This is a genomic window from Flavobacterium sp. 102 (assembly GCF_003634615.1).
Taxonomy (GTDB): Bacteria; Bacteroidota; Bacteroidia; order Flavobacteriales; family Flavobacteriaceae; genus Flavobacterium.
The window spans coordinates 2,070,166-2,087,052 of the sequence record NZ_RBKX01000001.1; the positions used below are offsets into that span (position 1 = coordinate 2,070,166).

Annotated in this window: 15 protein-coding genes; 4 read left to right on the forward strand and 11 right to left on the reverse strand. The window is 36.6% G+C overall.

Annotated features, from left to right (window positions below):
- Positions 1-39 precede the first annotated feature (39 nt).
- The 4 genes from mutL to C8C84_RS09010 are packed head-to-tail and all read left to right on the forward strand — an operon-like array spanning position 40 to position 4,574.
- The gene (mutL, locus tag C8C84_RS08995; RefSeq protein ID WP_121313218.1) at positions 40-1,893 is read left to right on the forward strand and encodes a DNA mismatch repair endonuclease MutL; all 1,854 of its coding nucleotides are present in this window, start codon (positions 40-42) and stop codon (positions 1,891-1,893) included.
- Positions 1,890-2,651, forward strand: a complete 762-nt coding sequence (locus C8C84_RS09000) for a rhomboid family intramembrane serine protease (RefSeq protein WP_121313219.1) — start codon at positions 1,890-1,892, stop codon at positions 2,649-2,651. Before mutL ends, C8C84_RS09000 begins: the two co-directional genes overlap by 4 nt.
- Before the next feature lie 3 nt (positions 2,652-2,654).
- The gene (locus tag C8C84_RS09005) at positions 2,655-3,518 is read left to right on the forward strand and encodes a rhomboid family intramembrane serine protease (protein WP_121313221.1); all 864 of its coding nucleotides are present in this window, start codon (positions 2,655-2,657) and stop codon (positions 3,516-3,518) included.
- Positions 3,519-3,524: 6 nt separating this feature from the next.
- Entirely contained in the window at positions 3,525-4,574 is a 1,050-nt protein-coding gene (locus tag C8C84_RS09010) for an endonuclease/exonuclease/phosphatase family protein (RefSeq protein WP_121313223.1), read from the forward strand.
- On the opposite strand, the gene C8C84_RS09015 is transcribed toward C8C84_RS09010, so the two are convergent.
- The 11 genes from C8C84_RS09015 to C8C84_RS09065 all read right to left on the reverse strand — a co-directional run bounded on the left by C8C84_RS09015 (position 4,575) and on the right by C8C84_RS09065 (position 16,821).
- Complete coding sequence (locus C8C84_RS09015; protein WP_121313225.1) at positions 4,575-5,189, reverse strand: WbqC family protein; 615 nt, start codon at positions 5,187-5,189, stop codon at positions 4,575-4,577. It lies immediately after the preceding gene.
- 67 nt (positions 5,190-5,256) lie between these two features.
- On the reverse strand, positions 5,257-6,810 hold the full coding sequence (gene lepB / locus C8C84_RS09020; protein WP_121313227.1) for a signal peptidase I: 1,554 nt from the start codon (positions 6,808-6,810) through the stop codon (positions 5,257-5,259).
- 63 nt (positions 6,811-6,873) lie between these two features.
- The gene (gene dapB / locus C8C84_RS09025) at positions 6,874-7,578 is read right to left on the reverse strand and encodes a 4-hydroxy-tetrahydrodipicolinate reductase (protein ID WP_121313229.1); all 705 of its coding nucleotides are present in this window, start codon (positions 7,576-7,578) and stop codon (positions 6,874-6,876) included.
- Complete coding sequence (locus tag C8C84_RS09030) at positions 7,578-8,135, reverse strand: DUF5683 domain-containing protein (protein WP_121313231.1); 558 nt, start codon at positions 8,133-8,135, stop codon at positions 7,578-7,580. The genes dapB and C8C84_RS09030 overlap by 1 nt, the downstream gene beginning before the upstream one ends.
- On the reverse strand, positions 8,135-9,034 hold the full coding sequence (locus tag C8C84_RS09035) for a ParB/RepB/Spo0J family partition protein (RefSeq protein WP_121313233.1): 900 nt from the start codon (positions 9,032-9,034) through the stop codon (positions 8,135-8,137). The genes C8C84_RS09030 and C8C84_RS09035 overlap by 1 nt, the downstream gene beginning before the upstream one ends.
- 3 nt (positions 9,035-9,037) lie before the next feature.
- The gene (locus tag C8C84_RS09040) at positions 9,038-9,805 is read right to left on the reverse strand and encodes a ParA family protein (RefSeq protein ID WP_121313235.1); all 768 of its coding nucleotides are present in this window, start codon (positions 9,803-9,805) and stop codon (positions 9,038-9,040) included.
- A gap of 205 nt (positions 9,806-10,010) precedes the next feature.
- The gene (locus tag C8C84_RS09045) at positions 10,011-10,892 is read right to left on the reverse strand and encodes an SDR family oxidoreductase (protein ID WP_199717124.1); all 882 of its coding nucleotides are present in this window, start codon (positions 10,890-10,892) and stop codon (positions 10,011-10,013) included.
- Between the two features lie 145 nt (positions 10,893-11,037).
- Positions 11,038-11,970, reverse strand: a complete 933-nt coding sequence (locus C8C84_RS09050) for a T9SS type A sorting domain-containing protein (RefSeq protein WP_121313239.1) — start codon at positions 11,968-11,970, stop codon at positions 11,038-11,040.
- 143 nt (positions 11,971-12,113) lie between these two features.
- The gene (locus C8C84_RS09055) at positions 12,114-13,910 is read right to left on the reverse strand and encodes a T9SS type A sorting domain-containing protein (RefSeq protein ID WP_121313241.1); all 1,797 of its coding nucleotides are present in this window, start codon (positions 13,908-13,910) and stop codon (positions 12,114-12,116) included.
- A gap of 110 nt (positions 13,911-14,020) precedes the next feature.
- Complete coding sequence (locus C8C84_RS09060) at positions 14,021-15,631, reverse strand: hypothetical protein (protein ID WP_121313243.1); 1,611 nt, start codon at positions 15,629-15,631, stop codon at positions 14,021-14,023.
- 62 nt (positions 15,632-15,693) lie between these two features.
- On the reverse strand, positions 15,694-16,821 hold the full coding sequence (locus tag C8C84_RS09065; RefSeq protein WP_121313245.1) for a methionine aminotransferase: 1,128 nt from the start codon (positions 16,819-16,821) through the stop codon (positions 15,694-15,696).
- Between the last annotated feature and the right edge of the window lie 66 nt (positions 16,822-16,887).

Consider the following 16,887-nt stretch of genomic DNA (forward strand, 5'->3'; position numbering starts at 1 on the left):
TACTGAAGCCATAATAAAACACTGAATACTTAAAAAAGAATGTCTAGTATAATTCAATTACTTCCTGATCACGTTGCCAATCAAATTGCTGCCGGCGAAGTGGTGCAAAGACCGGCTTCGGTAGTGAAAGAGCTATTGGAGAATGCTGTTGATGCGAAAGCCACCGATATCAAACTCATCATTAAAGATGCCGGAAAATCATTGGTTCAAGTTATTGATAATGGTTTAGGAATGAGCGTAACCGATTCGCGTTTGTGTTTTGAACGGCATGCGACTTCTAAAATCCGTCAAGCGGAAGATTTATTTTCTTTGCATACTAAAGGTTTTCGCGGTGAAGCTTTGGCTTCTATTGCGGCGATTGCGCATGTGGAAATGAAAACCAAACAAGAGCAAGAAGAATTAGGTATTCACATAATTATTGAAGGCAGCAAATTTGTTTCTCAAGAACCGGCAGTTTTGCCTAAAGGTACTTCGTTTGCGGTCAAAAATTTATTTTTTAATATTCCGGCACGCCGTAATTTTTTAAAATCGGAAACCGTTGAACAACGCCATATTGTTGATGAATTCCAACGCGTCGCGATGGCGCATCCGAATATTCATTTTACAATGTACCACAACGGCAGTGAAATGTTTAACTTGCCGATATCGAATTTCAGACAACGCATCGTCAATATTTTTTCGGGTAAAACCAATGAGAAATTAGTTCCGGTAAAAGAAGACACCGAGATTGTAAACCTGCAAGGATTTATAGGAAAGCCCGAATTCTCTAAAAAAAATAGAGGAGAGCAATTCTTTTTTGTCAACAATCGATTTATCAAAAGCGGTTATTTGCACCATGCTGTCATGGCGGCTTATGAAGGTTTGCTGAAAGATGGCGCACAACCAAGTTATTTTTTATACTTAGATGTTCCGCCGCATACGATTGATATCAATATTCATCCGACCAAAACCGAAATTAAGTTTGACGATGAACATGCGTTGTATGCTATTTTGCGCTCGTCTATCAAACACAGTTTAGGACAGTTTAATGTCGCTCCGGTATTGGATTTCGACCGCGACCCCAATTTAGACACGCCTTATCAATACCAAAATAAAGAAGCCGAGTATCCTACGATTCAAGTCGATAGGAGTTATAATCCATTTTCAGAAGACAAGCAACCCAGTAAATCTTTTGCTTCTTCTTCTAATTATAGAAAGCCCGAAGCGCAACCGAGTTGGGAAAGCTTATATGTTGGTTTAAAACAAGCCGGACAAGAAATTGCCGAAATGACTTTTGAAAATGAGGCTGTAACTTCCTCTTTATTTGAAGAAAATGAAATAGAACAAGAAGTCAAACGCACTTATCAAATTCATAAAAAATACATTGTCAGCCCAATCAAATCGGGTATGGTGATTATCAACCAAAAACGAGCGCACGAACGTGTTTTATACGAAGAGTTCTTAACCAGCATGACCGTGAAGCAAGCATCAAGTCAGCAATTGTTATTTCCTTTGCAGTTGTTTTATTCTTCAGACGAAGTAGCATTGTTGGCCGAACTGAAAACATCACTCGAAAATACCGGTTTTGTTTTTGAAGCTATTGAAGATGACAATGTACTCATTTCAGGTTTGCCTGTCAATGTGACTGAAAGCGAAATTTCTATCGTTTTGGAAGAGTTATTGAGTGATTTACAAGACGGTATTCCGGACAATAGTTTTTCTCAAAATGACACGATTGCCAAGTCGATGGCAAGAAGTTTGGCCATTAAAACCGGAACGTATTTAACCGAAAAAGAACAAGAAAATTTGGTGCACAATCTTTTTGCTTGCAAAGAACCGAATGTGTCACCGTTTCAAAAACCAACTTTCATCACGATGAGTGTGGAAGATTTAGATAAAAAATTCAGCTTATGATGCGAATGACCGATACTGTAAAGCAGTTACTGATTATTAATGTTATATTTTACATTGGCTCCAATTATGTGGGCGATGTAGCTTACCAATTGTTTTCTTTGTATTATCCTGAAAGTCCAAGTTTTAGATATTGGCAGCCATTGACCAGTATGTTTATGCATGCGAAGATGCCTAACTTTATGCATATTCTGTTCAATATGTTTGCCTTGTATTCTTTTGGAAGTGCCTTGGAACATTTTTGGGGTTCAAAAAAGTTCTTGTTCTTTTATATTTCCTGTGGAATAGGTGCTTCATTATTATACATGGGAATGAATTATTATACTTTTCACCATGGTGTAAATTTATTAGTTGAAAACGGTCAAAACCAAGCTGATATTTTAAAGATTTTAGCGGAAGGAAAATATGATACCAATTGGGAAAATATAATTCCGTTAAGTGATTTTAACAGCATGATGTCAAGTTATTTGGTTCCGGCTGTTGGTGCTTCCGGAGCGATTTATGGGTTATTAACCGCTTTTGCTTTTATGTTTCCCAATGCTGAATTGGCACTGATGTTTGTTCCAATTCCTATCAAGGCCAAATATTTTGTGCCGGGATTATTGGCAGTTGATTTATTTTTAGGATTTAAAGGCAGTTCTATTTTTGGCAGTGGCGGAACGGGAATTGCTCACTTTGCGCATTTAGGCGGTGCTTTAACCGGATTTCTCATGATGTGGTATTGGAAGAAAAACTCATTCAATAAAAATCGTTGGAATTAAATTATGAGCATCATTGAAGACATAAAATTGCAGTACAAAATAGGCGGCATTGCCAATAAAATGGTTTATTGGAATGTGGGTGTTTTTTTGTTGTCTATTCCGTTGTTTTACCAATTTAAGACCGGTGTTTTTGCTTATCCGGATTGGTTAGCGGTTTCTTCGGAGCCTTTGGCTATTGTATACAAGCCATGGACTTTAGTGACTTATGCTTTTTTTCATGACGGATTTTTGCATTTGTTTTTCAATATGATGGTTTTGCATTTTTCCAGCCGATTATTTCTAACCTTTTTTACACAAAAACAATATCTTGGCTTGTATCTTTTAGGCTCAGTTTTTGCCGGATTGGTTTATGTTTTAAGTTTTTATTTGCTTGGTCATTCTTCATTGATGGTTGGCGCTTCGGCAGCAATCATGGCTTTATTGGTAGCTACAACGACCTATCAGCCACTAATGGAATTAAGATTGTTGTTGATTGGTAATGTCAAACTTTGGCACATTACAGGTGTATTGCTGTTATTGGATTTACTCCAAATTCAAATGAATAATACCGGTGGACATATAGCGCATTTGAGCGGAGCATTTTTTGGTTATATTTACATCAAGTTATTGCAAAACGGAACCGATTTGAGTCGGATGGTGAGTGCGATAATTGATTTTTTTACTCATTTGTTTAGCCCAAAGAAATCCACACCATTCAAAAAAGTACACGTTAACCCCAAAAAACCTACAGTTAAAAAAGAAAGTAAAATTGTTGCCAAAGACAAAACCCAGCAACAAATTGATGAGATTTTAGATAAGATCAGTCAATCGGGTTATGACAGCCTAACCAGTGAAGAAAAAGAATTTCTTTTCAAAGCAGGGAAATAATTGTAAATGAAGAAACTATCGTGGTTTAACAAAGTGGTCTTCGGATTCAATATAGTCGTGACTGTATTGACCTTTATTGCCTATGTGTTGCCTTTTTTGGCGCCTAAGTTGTTTCCACTACTTTCGGTTTTGACCTTGATTTTACCGTTGTTTCTGATCTTAAACGCCTTGTTTTTTATTTATTGGTTACTTCAGTTAAAAAGGCAAGTGATGCTTTCAGGATTGGTTTTATTACTAGGTATTACTTTTATCAATAAGTTCTATAAGTTTTCTTCCAATGACTTACCCGAGGAAGAAAAAGATTTTACGGTTATGAGCTACAATGTACGCTTGTTTAACTTGTTTGATTGGCTTCCGAATGATCATATCGGTGACACCATTTTGTCTTTTATCAACGAGCAAAACCCTGATATTCTTTGCATACAAGAATATTCAGAAAATGCCAAAGTGGATTTAAGAATTTACAAATACAAAGCCGTTTTTATGGAAGGAAAGCAAATCAAAACCGGACAAGCTATTTTTTCCAAATTTCCTATTTTCAACAAAGGTGATTTTAAAATACCGGAAGCCGGAAATAACATCATTTATGCCGATATTAAAAAGGGAAAAGACACGATTCGCGTGTATAATATTCATTTGCAATCGATAAAAATATCTCCGGATGTGAATGAAATTCAGGAGCACGTTGAGGCGATTGACCAAAACAAATCGCAACAAGTTTTTGGTAGAATTAGAGAGGCGTTTAAAAAACAAGAACAGCAAGCAGCCATTTTAGTCAACCACAAAAAAGAATGTAAATATCCTGTCATCATCTGTGGCGATATGAACAATAGTGCGTTTTCTTATATCTACCGAAATATAAAAGGTGATTTGAATGATTGTTTTGAAGAAGCCGGAAATGGTTTTGGACAGACGTATAAATTCAAATATTATCCGGCGCGGATAGATTACATTTTTGCCAATAAAAAGATGAAAGTCAAGAGTTTTAAAAGTTTCTCCAAATTTGAGAATTCAGATCACTTTCCGGTGATGAGCAGACTTTCTTTTGTGAAGTAATTACAGTTGTTGCTTCTTCAAATAATCCAAAGCATATCGACCTTCATTGAACAATAAATCCAAGATGCTTAAGTTGTTCAAATAACCATGTTTTTCTCCGAAAACTTGAGTAAAAGGTTCAAATTGAGAATTATCCTTTTTCCCATTGACCAAATGTCGCAAATCAACTTTATCGGTTACTTCGTGGAAATATTCGGTGGTTTCGTTGTAGTCAAATTCGAGTCCGAGACATTTGGACACAATCGACATCGTCTCAAGATTTAAGTCCATTAAGAATTCGTGCTTTTTTTCAAATATCGGACGAATGTCATCTTCAAAATACTCAAAGAATGGAGAACTTCGATAAGCCGCATCGAGCGATTTAAAATGCTGTTTTTGCCAATCAAAAGCGGTTTCCAACTTGATGTCTTTGGTCTTTTGATGCGCTTCTTTAGAATGTTTTATAGGAATATTGAGCAACTGAATACCATTCGGACTGTAAATGTACATTCGGTTGCGGTTGGTTTGTTTTTGAAAATTGTCATCCATTTCAAAAGTAACCAAATCACATTGAGCCATCGCCACAAAATGACTGATGGAAGGAAAATAGCTCGGATGGATGAGGATGTTGTTCATTTGTAGGTTCTAAGTTCTATGTTGTAAGTTGTACGTTTTTAACTTATAACCTACAACCTATAAACAATTAAGCTTTTGCGTTTTTTCTTCTTTTCCAGAAATAATCACCTAAAACATACAAAACGACTAAGCCTAAGAAGTATTTTAAGTAAGATTGAGGTTGGCCTTCGCCACTTACGGTGGTGAACATTCTGTCCCAACGAATTTTGTTTAAACCGCTACCATTGGTATCCCAACTCATCCAAATAAATACCGGTTTTCCAACGACATGGTCTTCAGGTACAAATCCCCAATAACGGCTATCTTCAGAGTTGTTTCGGTTGTCTCCCATCATCCAATAGTAATTTTGAGCGAAAGTGTAAGTGGTTACTTTTTGATCATCAATGTAAATATCGTCACCCACTACTTTTAAATCATGTTTTTCATAAACTGTGATTAATCTTTTGTATTGAGGAAGATTCTCTTTGGTTAAAGTAATCGTTTTTCCCGCTTCTGGAATGTAAATTGGTCCCATATTATCAGAACTCCAGTTTGGATTGCGGCTGAAAATATTCGCCTCAACATTTTTATTAATAACCTTGGTTACCGATTTGATTCCACTGATTTGCTTCAAAGCAGCAGCTCCTTCATTCGTTAATGCTTTGATGAAAATAGTATCTCTTGTGGTTTGGTTTATAAATCCGGCGCCATCAGTTGCACCAACTTGCTTTAAAACATAATCAAAATCGATAGGCACATTGGCATCAAAAGTCATGTAATAGGCATGTTGCGGCTTCGCTCTTTCCGGTAAAATCAATTCTTTTCCGTTGATATGTACCACACCATTTTTAATTTCAAGATTGTCACCAGGAGTTCCTTGACAACGTTTTACATAATTTGATTTTTTGTCAATCGGCTTTATGATACTTCTTCCTGAAGTGTCAAAAAATTTGTAAACGGTATCTGCCGGCCAGTTGAAAACAACAATGTCATTTTTCTCGATTTTTTCAAAACCGGGAAATCTGAAGTAAGGCAATTGTGGCCAACTCAAATAAGATTTTGTTTTGATGATGGGCAATGTATCGTGAACCATTGGCGCGCCTATAGTCGTCATTGGTGTTCTGGCGCCGTAATGAAACTTGCTTACAAATAGAAAATCTCCAATTAACAATGATTTTTCCAAGGAAGAGGTTGGAATCGTAAATGGTTGCATTACATAAGTATGCACTAAAGTCGCTACTACAATCGCAAAAAGAATAGAGCTAATCGTGTCTCCGGTTTTGGTTGAAGCGACTAAACTTCTGTCGGAGATATAGGTAACGTCTTGTGTGTAATTGATATAATAAATATAAAGACCAAAAGTGAAAATTCCTAACCAAGTGTCAGCGGTTGATTTTCGGCCAAAGCTTCTTAAAGTTTCTACCCAAACCACCGGAAACATAATCAAATTGATGATTGGAACGAATAGGAGTAGTGTCCATAAAGTTGGGCGACCAATGATTTTCATCAAAACAATCGCATTGTAAACCGGCACAAAAGCTTCCCATTTTTTTCTTCCTGCTTTTTCGTATAATTTCCAAGTACCTAAACCATGGATCACTTGAACAATCAAGAAAAACACTAACCATTGATATGTTGACATAATGTTGGGTTTAAAAGTTTATTCGCTATAAGTTTATCAAACTGAGCTTTTGTTACAATTTTACTATTTTAAATCGAGTACGTCTTTCATAGAAAACACGCCGTTTTTTCCAACAATCCATTCGGCTGCCAAAACAGCACCTAATGCAAAGCCTTCGCGATTATGCGCTACGTGTTTGATTTCGATAAAGTCAACGTCAGAACTGTAGTAAACACTGTGTGTTCCTGGTACATTTTCAATTCTTTTAGCATCGATATGAATCTGATTTTCGGTTGCTTTTTCTTCGGTCCAAGAAGTGTAGTTTGAATTTTCGATTACGCCTTTGGCTAAGGAAATAGCTGTTCCGCTTGGAGAATCCAGTTTTTGAGTGTGGTGAATTTCTTCCATCGACACTTTGTAAACCGAAGAAAATCTTGCCATCATTTTGGCCAAATAATCATTCAGTTCAAAGAATAAATTGACACCTAAGCTAAAATTAGAACCATATAAAAATGCACCATTTTTTTCTTGGCATAATTCCACTACTTCGTCATATTGTTCTAACCAACCCGTTGTGCCGCAAACCACCGGAATTCCTTGATTGATAGCGGTAGAAATATTTTCAACAGCTACCATCGGTACACTGAAATCGATAGCAACATCGGCTTTTTCAATGCCTTCATACGTATTGGATTCGTCCTTTTTCAGAACAATTTCGTGTCCTCTTTCTAAAGCGATTCTTTCAATCACTTTACCCATTTTTCCGTATCCCAGAAGTGCAATTTTCATTAGAATTTATAATTTAATGTTAGACCAACATTGGGTTTAGCCGTAAAATCATTTTGGTAAACATCAGGAGCGACCGAAAGTTTGTCGTTGACATTAAATTGGATTAAGTGCGCATCAACATTGGCATCAACAATATTTAAAATATAAAATCCAATGGTTACCATAAGCGACAAGTCTCTGTTTCGTTGGTAAAAGCGTTGCGCTTGTACCAAACGCGAATCGTCTAAATAAGAATATTGGTCACCGGTAAATCCGGCTAATCTTCTTTTATAAGCGTCACGATAACTGTGGTATTTTTTGTTGTTGTCAAGGTAGAAATACATACTCGTTCCGATAGCACCGTAAACGATGGGTATTTTCCAGTATTTTTTATTGTAAGCTTGACCTAAGCCCGGTAAAATAGCAGAATAAAAAGCAGCTTTAGCAGGAGTAAGCGGATCAATTTCTTTCATTTTAGTAGTATCGGTTACTACTAAACCATTGATCACTTCTTGTGAAAAAAGACTTTGATTTCCAAACAGAAAGAAAAGAACAATTATGTACTGTAGCTTATTCACTAATCTTTGATTAATTTGATAATGCGGTTAAAATCTTCTTCAGAGTGAAAAGGAATAGTGATTTTTCCTTTACCGTTTCCGGCTATTTTTACGTCGATTTTGGTGCCAAAGAAATTGGTGAAAGCCTTTTTTTGGTCTTCTGCGATGGCAAAACTTTCTCCTTTTTTGGCTTTAGCCGAAGTTGGTTTTAAACTGTCTTGGTAGTTTTTTACCAAAGCTTCCGTTTCACGAACCGATAGATTTTGGCTGACAATTTTTTGGTAAATATCGGATTGTATGTCTTGGTTTTCGATATTGATAATCGCACGTCCATGTCCCATGCTGATAAAGCCATCTCGAATTCCTGTTTGGATAATCGGGTCTAACTTTAATAATCTTAGGTAGTTAGCGATAGTTGAACGTTTTTTACCAACGCGCTCGCTCATTTGTTCTTGTGTCAATTGGATTTCATCAATTAATCTTTGGTACGAAAGGGCAATTTCAATTGGGTCTAAATCATGACGCTGGATATTTTCCACCAAAGCCATAATCAACGACTCATTGTCATTGGCGATTCGGATGTAAGCAGGAACAGTGGTTAATCCGACCAATTTAGAAGCGCGCAAACGGCGTTCTCCTGAAATCAATTGGTATTTATTGAAGTCTAATTTACGAACGGTTATCGGTTGGATAAGCCCTAATTCCTTAATAGAAGACGCTAATTCCTGTAAAGATTCCTCGTTGAAATTAGTTCTCGGCTGAAACGGATTAATCTCAATCGATTCAATATCCAATTCGATAATGTTTCCAACCACTTTATCAGCATTTTTATCATTTACCGATTTGATATCATTTTCAGGATCTTTTAATAGGGCAGATAATCCTCTTCCCAAGGCTTGTTTCTTTATCGCTTTTGCCATGGCTTAATTGCTGTTTTTCTTGATAATTTCTTGTGCCAAACTTAAGTAGTTTGTCGCACCTCTGCTCGTGGCATCAAAGTTAATGATGCTTTCTCCAAAACTTGGCGCTTCACTCAATTTTACATTGCGTTGAATAATGGTTTTGAATACCATATCGTTGAAATGTTTTTGAACTTCTTCCACGACTTGGTTTGACAAACGCAAACGCGAATCATACATAGTCAGTAAAAGGCCTTCAATATCTAAATTAGGATTGTGTATTTTTTGTACGCTTTTGATAGTATTCAGCAATTTTCCTAAGCCTTCCAAAGCAAAGTATTCACACTGAATCGGAATTACGACACTATCGGCCGCGGTTAAGGCATTTAAAGTCAATAATCCTAATGATGGCGCGCAATCAATCAAGATGTAATCGTATTGGTCTTTTATGCTTTCCAAAGCTTGTTTCAGCATATATTCACGGTTTTCTTTGTCAACCAATTCGATTTCGATGGCCACCAAGTCAATGTGCGCCGGAATAACCCAAACGTTAGGTGCTGAGCAAGAAATTGTTGCTTCTGCCGGAGTGTTACTGTGTTCTAAAATTTGGTAAGTACCAATTTCAATACTTTCAACATCAATACCCAAACCTGAACTCGCATTCGCTTGAGGATCAGCATCAATTAATAACACTTTTTTTTCTAATACGCCCAATGATGCAGCAAGATTAACAGAAGTTGTTGTTTTCCCGACACCACCTTTTTGGTTGGCAATTGCAATGATTTTACCCATTTATATATGATAGATTTTGAGCCGTAAAAATACGATTAATTATGGGTTTGTCAAGGCTTATTTGTTAACATTTCGGTAAAGTTTTGAGACTAGTGTTCAGTATTCAGTAATTAGTATTCAGTTGTCTGATTAAACGAGTTTTACTGATTTATAAGCTTTTTGATACTTATTTTACTGAACACTAATAACTGAACACTGAACACTTTTATTTACTTCCCTTATTTTTAATCATAGCTTCCAACAAATCCCACATTTCCTGAGGGATTTTTTCTAAGATATTGAATTGTCCTGCGCCTTGCAGCCATTCGCCACCATCGATAGTCACTACTTCTCCATTGATGTAAGCGGAGAAATCGGAAACCAGGTAAGCCGCGAGATTGGCTAGTTCTTGATGGTCACCAACTCTTTTTAACGGCACTTTTTTGGCCATATCAAACTTTTCGGCTAAATCGCCCGGTAACAGTCGGTCCCAAGCGCCTTTGGTTGGAAATGGTCCGGGAGCAATGGCGTTCATTCGGATTCCGTATTTAGCCCATTCTACTGCCAAACTGCGTGTCATGGCTAAAACGCCGGCTTTGGCAGTTGCACTTGGCACTACATAACCCGAACCTGTCCATGCATAAGTAGTTACAATATTTAAGACATTACAATTGGTTTGTTTGGTATTTATCCAATGTTTCCCGAATGCCAGCGTACAGTTTTTGGAACCTTTTAAAACGATATCAATAATGGTATCAAAAGCATTGGCCGATAATCTTTCTGTAGGCGAGATAAAGTTTCCGGCTGCATTGTTCAATAAAATATCAACTTTACCGAAGGTTTTTAAAACTTCAGCTAACATCGCTTCGACTTGGTCGTAGTGACGCACATCGCATTGTAATGACAAGCATTTTCCGCCCGTTTCGGTTTCTAATTCTGTTGCCGTGGTTTTTAGTTTTTCGATATCTCTGGAAGTAATGGCGACTTTGGCACCTAATTCCAAAAAGTATTTGGTCATGGCTTTACCTAAGCCACTTCCGCCACCGGTTACTACAATTACTTTGTCTGCCAAGGCATTATCGCGAAGCATTTTTGCTGAAAAATCCATAAAGTTTTATTTTTTTAACTACATTCATTTCGCCCTACGGGCTCGAGTGTAAATATATAAACTTAGACTTCAGAAACAAAATAAACCGGATTGAAGTGATTAATTCCAATCCGGTTTACACAATTTGCTTGTTAACTTAAACGTTTTATTTTTTGATGAATTTTTTGGTGATACTGCCTGTTTTTGAATTGACTTGTAAAAAGTACATCCCCGAACTTAATTGGCTTACATCCATTGTATAGACATAGCCGGAGTTTTCTGTAGTGGTGTTTTGCTTAACCACTTTGCCTTGTATATTTACAATTTTATAGTCAATTAAATCACTTTGCAAATGACCCGGAATGATGTTTAATTCATTGTCTGCCAAAGTCGGATACAAGGTAAATTCATTTGTAATCGGATTGTCATCCAACCCTAAAGCTGCAAAATTAGTTACCACATTGTCTACTAATAATCGACTGCCGAATGTTGGCGTAGAACCTGATTTTGCCATTGAAAATGTGATATTCATTGAACTTTTTACAGCATTTGAAGTAAAATTAATCGGCATGTAGATATAGGCAAATTGGCTATTGGTTCCCATAATATCTACTTCAGCTTGACCAATTAATTCTCCATCAACATCAAAAACTTCTATTTTGGCTTCAGCCACATCATCGCCTTTAGGTAAAAATTTGTAATAGAAGCCAATCATGTAAACTTGAGCACCTTGATCAATCGGAACACCGGCATTCCAACCCGGAAAATCCTGAGTTGCATCGCTGAAAATAGTTGCGCTTCCGGGAATTACTTCGTTTTGCGTTGCGTTATAAGCATTCGATATTTCCATTGAATATTGTCCGTTAAGCGCATCCGTTGAAGCATAAACCATTGAAGGAACGTTTGTGTTGAATAGAATTTGATGAGAAGTTGATTCCCCATTTGGGATGTTAATCGTAACCGGTTGCGTAAAATTCATTCCCCAATTGCTGGGTAAAAGATTTGGCTTTACGTTTTCAAAATTCCCATTGACCACTTGAGCATTCATAGCAGATGTGAGTAATAAAACGAAACTTAAAAAGAGACAATTCTGTTTCATGTGATATGCTTTTAATTCACAGAAATTTTTTCATAGCAATTTCTTAAAATCAAAAGTACAGATAAGATTTCAAATTCGCTCAAAATTTAGGTAGACAATAGGTAAACATCATTAAAACATTTTCATGGTTTTGAAGGTGTTAATTATTTTATAATCAATTTTTTATTGGATGATTTATTGTCTGAAGTTAGTTTGAGAATATAAATACCGCTTCCAAGATTCCCAAGATTTAAAGTGGTAACTTCATTCTCTATACTACCTGAAAATACTTTTTTGCCGCTGATATCAAATACAGTTAAATGGGTATTTTGATCAAACTCTTTTGTTGAAATTGTAACTAAACCATTCGACGGATTCGGGTAAACTTCAAAATTGAACTCTTCAAACGCTTCATTGTTCAATTGACAAGTCAGTGGATTTTCATATTTGGCGATAAACAAACCGGCGTTATTGGGTATTCCGTTGTTGTTAGAATTCAAAAGAAATTCACTGGAAGTTGAAGGATCAAAATCGAGCTGACCTCTGAAACTTCCGGTAATGACCAAATCATTATTTTGGTCTAATGCAATAGGCAAATAGCCATTAAAATCCACAAAAACCACATTGCCGAATTTGCCAATATCCATTGACCATAAATGTTCGCCTGAAGAAGAATAAGAAGCAACAAAAGCATCGATGGTATTGTTTAAAGTGCTCAATACTTTTTCTTCAGCAGCAGGATTGAAATCACAATTGCCTTGAAATTCACCCGAGACATAAATATTGTCGCAATGGTCTACAATGACATTGGCAGAAAATGAAGACGGAAAGAATGTAGTTTGCGTTGTCGTTGGTGTCCCGAATTGTTTGGTCCAAAGTAAATCGCCGTTAGTATTGTATTTGGCCAAATAAGAACTGTAAAACCCGTTCGTGTCCAATGAAGTTGCAGTGGGTAAAAACGTTGCATTTCCTTTGTAAGAACCAGTCATAATAATGTTGTTATTGCTGTCTTTTTTGATAAAAGTCATAAAAGCGTCGGTGGTATTTGTACCGCTGATATGTCTGTTCCAAATAAGTTCTCCACTGCTGTTAAATTTTGCCAGAAAACCTGAACTAATAGCACCAAATGAAACGGATTGTGAGGTGATAAAAGTACTGGACGTTGGGCTCGGATTCAAATCGACGGTTCCTAAAAAAATGCCGCTAAGAAAGATATTATTAGCGTCATCAACTTCCAATCCGCTAAGCAATACAACACCATTGCATCTGAATTGCTTTACCCATTCAAAATTACCTGTATCAGAAAGTGATAAAAGAAAACCATCATTATTAAAGGCGGTCAATTCTTGTGTTTGTGACACTGAAGGATTAAAATCCATTGTGCCGGCAAAAAGTCCGGAAACAATAATGGAATTATTTAATTTTTTCAAAGCAAAGGTGGAAACAAAATTTTCTTCCACATCATCGAAATATTTCGTCCAAATTTCAATCCCATCGCTGTTCCATTTCGAGACAAAAAAACCTCTTGTACTGGTAAAACCGGTTATGTAAAGATTGTTGTTTTCGTCAACAATCATTGCCGAACCGCGTTCTTCGTTCATATTAGCAAAAGTGGGTTCAATGAGGTTTTTGGCCCAAAGAAATTCTCCGGCCGAATTGTATTTGGCCACATAAACATCGGCTTCGCCATCGGTAACGTTGACCGTTCCGCCTTGGTAAACCAACGGGAAACTACCGGTTGTACTGGTATCAAAATCCACAGTTCCGTGGTACAAACCGGTAATGTAAATGTTTCCGTTGCTGTCGGTAACCGTAGAACGCGACCAAACACCATGCTCGTGTTGGGTTTCCATTGATTTGGCAAACTGCAATATTGGTGATTGTCCCAAACTTTTCTCGGGATTAATTAAGGCTGTCAGCAGTGACAATAAGGTGATACTTGTAGTAAAAAAATGTTTCATAGCTTTTTAATTTTTGATTTAGTCAAAATTATAAAGCTTGTTTTTCTCTGTTTAATTTTTCGGGTTTACAAAAGGTAAACAGTAGTGTAAATTGTTGAATTTAAATGGTTTTATACGCTGAGAATGAAATCGGTTAGGTTTTCCTCAGTCGTTAATTGGAGTTTTTTTCTCAAACGGTGACGCGCTGTTTTTACGCTGTCGGGAGAAATATTGAGAATAGAAGCCATTTCTTTGATGGAAAGATTCAGTTTGATTAGCGCACAAATTTTTAAATCATTCGAACTGATATCCGGATATTTTTGTTTTAAACGTGTGTAGAAGTTTTTATTCACACTTTCAAAATAGTTGTCAAAGTCGCGCCAGTTGTTGTCTTGAATAGTGTATTTACTAACTAGTTTCTTGAGTTCATTTTCCGAATTCGGTGTTTTTTTGTTGATGATGTTTTTGATTTCATCCAAAATCTCATTCTTCTCAATCATTTGGATAGTTACGGCGCTTAGCTGACTTTCTTTGTGTTCGATGTCGTTTTGGAATTGTTGCTCTTTTAAGCTTTTTTGCTCTTCCATCAAGGAAACCAATTCTTCTTTGGTTTTGAGTAATTGTTTGTCACGTTTGTTGATTCTTTTGAGGAAGAAATACAAAATAGTAAAAATTAAAATTAGCAATACCAATAAAGTAATCAAAAGATAGTTGGTCAATTTTGAAACTTCTTGCTCTTTGGAAATCAATTCGAACTTTCTGTTTTTTTCAGAAACTTCAAACTGTACTTCGAGACTTTTTACAATTTGTTCTCTTTCGAAAGAATAAAAGCTGTCTTTAATTTGAATCACTTCTTCTTGCAATTGACTCACTTTTTGAAAATCGTTTTGCTTCTTTTTTAATTCAATTAAACCTTCTATGGTTTTGATTTCGAATAGTTTGTCTGTCAACGGAATGGCGATGATTCTAGCTTTTCCAAAATAATTTTCGGCTACGATAAAGTTGTTTTCAAAGTTCAAATGCCATTTCCCAAGCGCAATCAGTGCGTAAACTTGAGCTTGTTTGTTCTCAGTCTTCTCCGCTAATTCGAGTGCTTTTTTGAAGTAATTTAAACTGCTTTCCTTTTGATTTTTTTGCTTCGCCAATTCTCCGAATTTCAAATAAGTCGTCGGTAAATAGGCGACATTATTCAATTTTTCGAATTCGGCTAAAGCCAATTTGAAATATTTCTCGGAAGTTTCAGCATCGTTTTCTAATTCAAACAAACCGCCCAAACTGTTATACGCTAAGCCTAAAGTTCCGGTGCTGTCTTTTTTATCTTGGAGTTCGGCAACGACTTCTATACTCAGTAGCTTGGCATCTTCATACTTTTTTTGGCGACTATAAATTGTGCTGATGAGTTGCAGGCATTTGTAACGACCTATTTTGGCGTCTTCGCCATTGGTCTTCTCTAATTTTTTGTATTGGTCTAAGGATTGTGTGGCAAATTGAAGTCCTTTTTCCAAACTCGAACCATAGGAGCAAATGCCCAAATAGAATAGTGCATCGGCTTTGTCTTTGGTGTTTTTTTCTTTTGTGGCTTTTTCATTGGCTTCCCAAAAATGTTTGAAGGCTTCGGTTTCGTTGTCTTTGACGAGTTCGGCCCAACCTTTTTGCAGCAACTTGTTGGGAGCCGTTTGGGTATAACCAACACTAACGAAGCCAATTGTGAGCAAAAACAAAAAAGATTTCCATAAATTCATATCCCAAAAATAGATTTTTTTGAGTTTACTTATTTAAAATGAGGTTGACATATAGTAAACAACTATAATTTTATCAAACGTTCAGCTGCTTTTTCAAGGGTTTCATCATCTTTGGCAAAGCAAAATCGTATGCATTGATGGTCATTGCCATTAGCATAAAAAGTAGAGATAGGAATTGTGGCCACGCCAAATTCGGTGACCAATCTTTTAGTGAAATTTAAATCATTTTCATCTGAAATATTGGCATAGGAAGCCACTTGAAAGTAAGTCCCTTCGCAAGGCAACAATTCGAGTTTGGTTTCTTTAATCAAGTTTCTGAATAAATCTCTCTTCTGTTGGTAAAACTGTCCCAGAGCTTTCACGTCAACCAAATCGATATAGTCGTTTAGTACATGTTGGGCAATGCTGCTCACACTGAAAACCAAAAACTGATGCACTTTTTTAATCTCTTTCATAATGTTTTCCGGTGCAATGACGTACCCGATTTTCCAACCGGTGATGTGAAATGACTTCCCGAATGACGAAACAGAAATACTCCGATGCCACAATTTTGGTCGATGGTGTACCGAAATATGGGGTTCCTCAAAAGTGATGTATTCATAAACTTCGTCTGAAAGCACTAAGAGATTAGGGTAAGCTTCAACTAATTTTTCCAATTGAACAAAATCATTTTCTGTCCACATTTTTCCCGTTGGATTGTGCGGATTGTTGATGATGATGAGTTTGGTTTTTTCATTAGCTGCAGCCGAAATCACTTCCCAATTAGGAGTAAAGTCAATGTTGAGCGAAACCCTTATTGGTTTGGCATTGCTTAATAAAATCGGCGCTTCGTAGCAGTCATAACTCGGGTCGAGAATAATCACTTCTTCATTGGCTCTGACTAATGCTTGAATTGTTGCAAAAATGCCTTCTGTTGCGCCGGCTGTGATTAGTATTTCTTCTTTGGCAGAAACCGTTCTACCATAAGATTGTTGGGTGAGCACTGCTATTTTATCCAAAAGCGAAGGCAAACCACTCATGGGCGTATACTGATGAATATTTTCTTTGGCAAGTTTAGAAAGAATAGCGATTAGTCGTTCATCAATGGGAAAATTCGGAAAGCCTTGAGACAGATTAATAGCTTGGTGTTCTGTTGCCATCTGTGACATTACAGTGAAAATACTCGTGCCGATATGAGGAAGTTTGGACATGAATTTGTTTTTGGTAAAGATAAAAAAAGCACTCCGATTGAAGTGCTTTTTTGTTATTTCAAACCT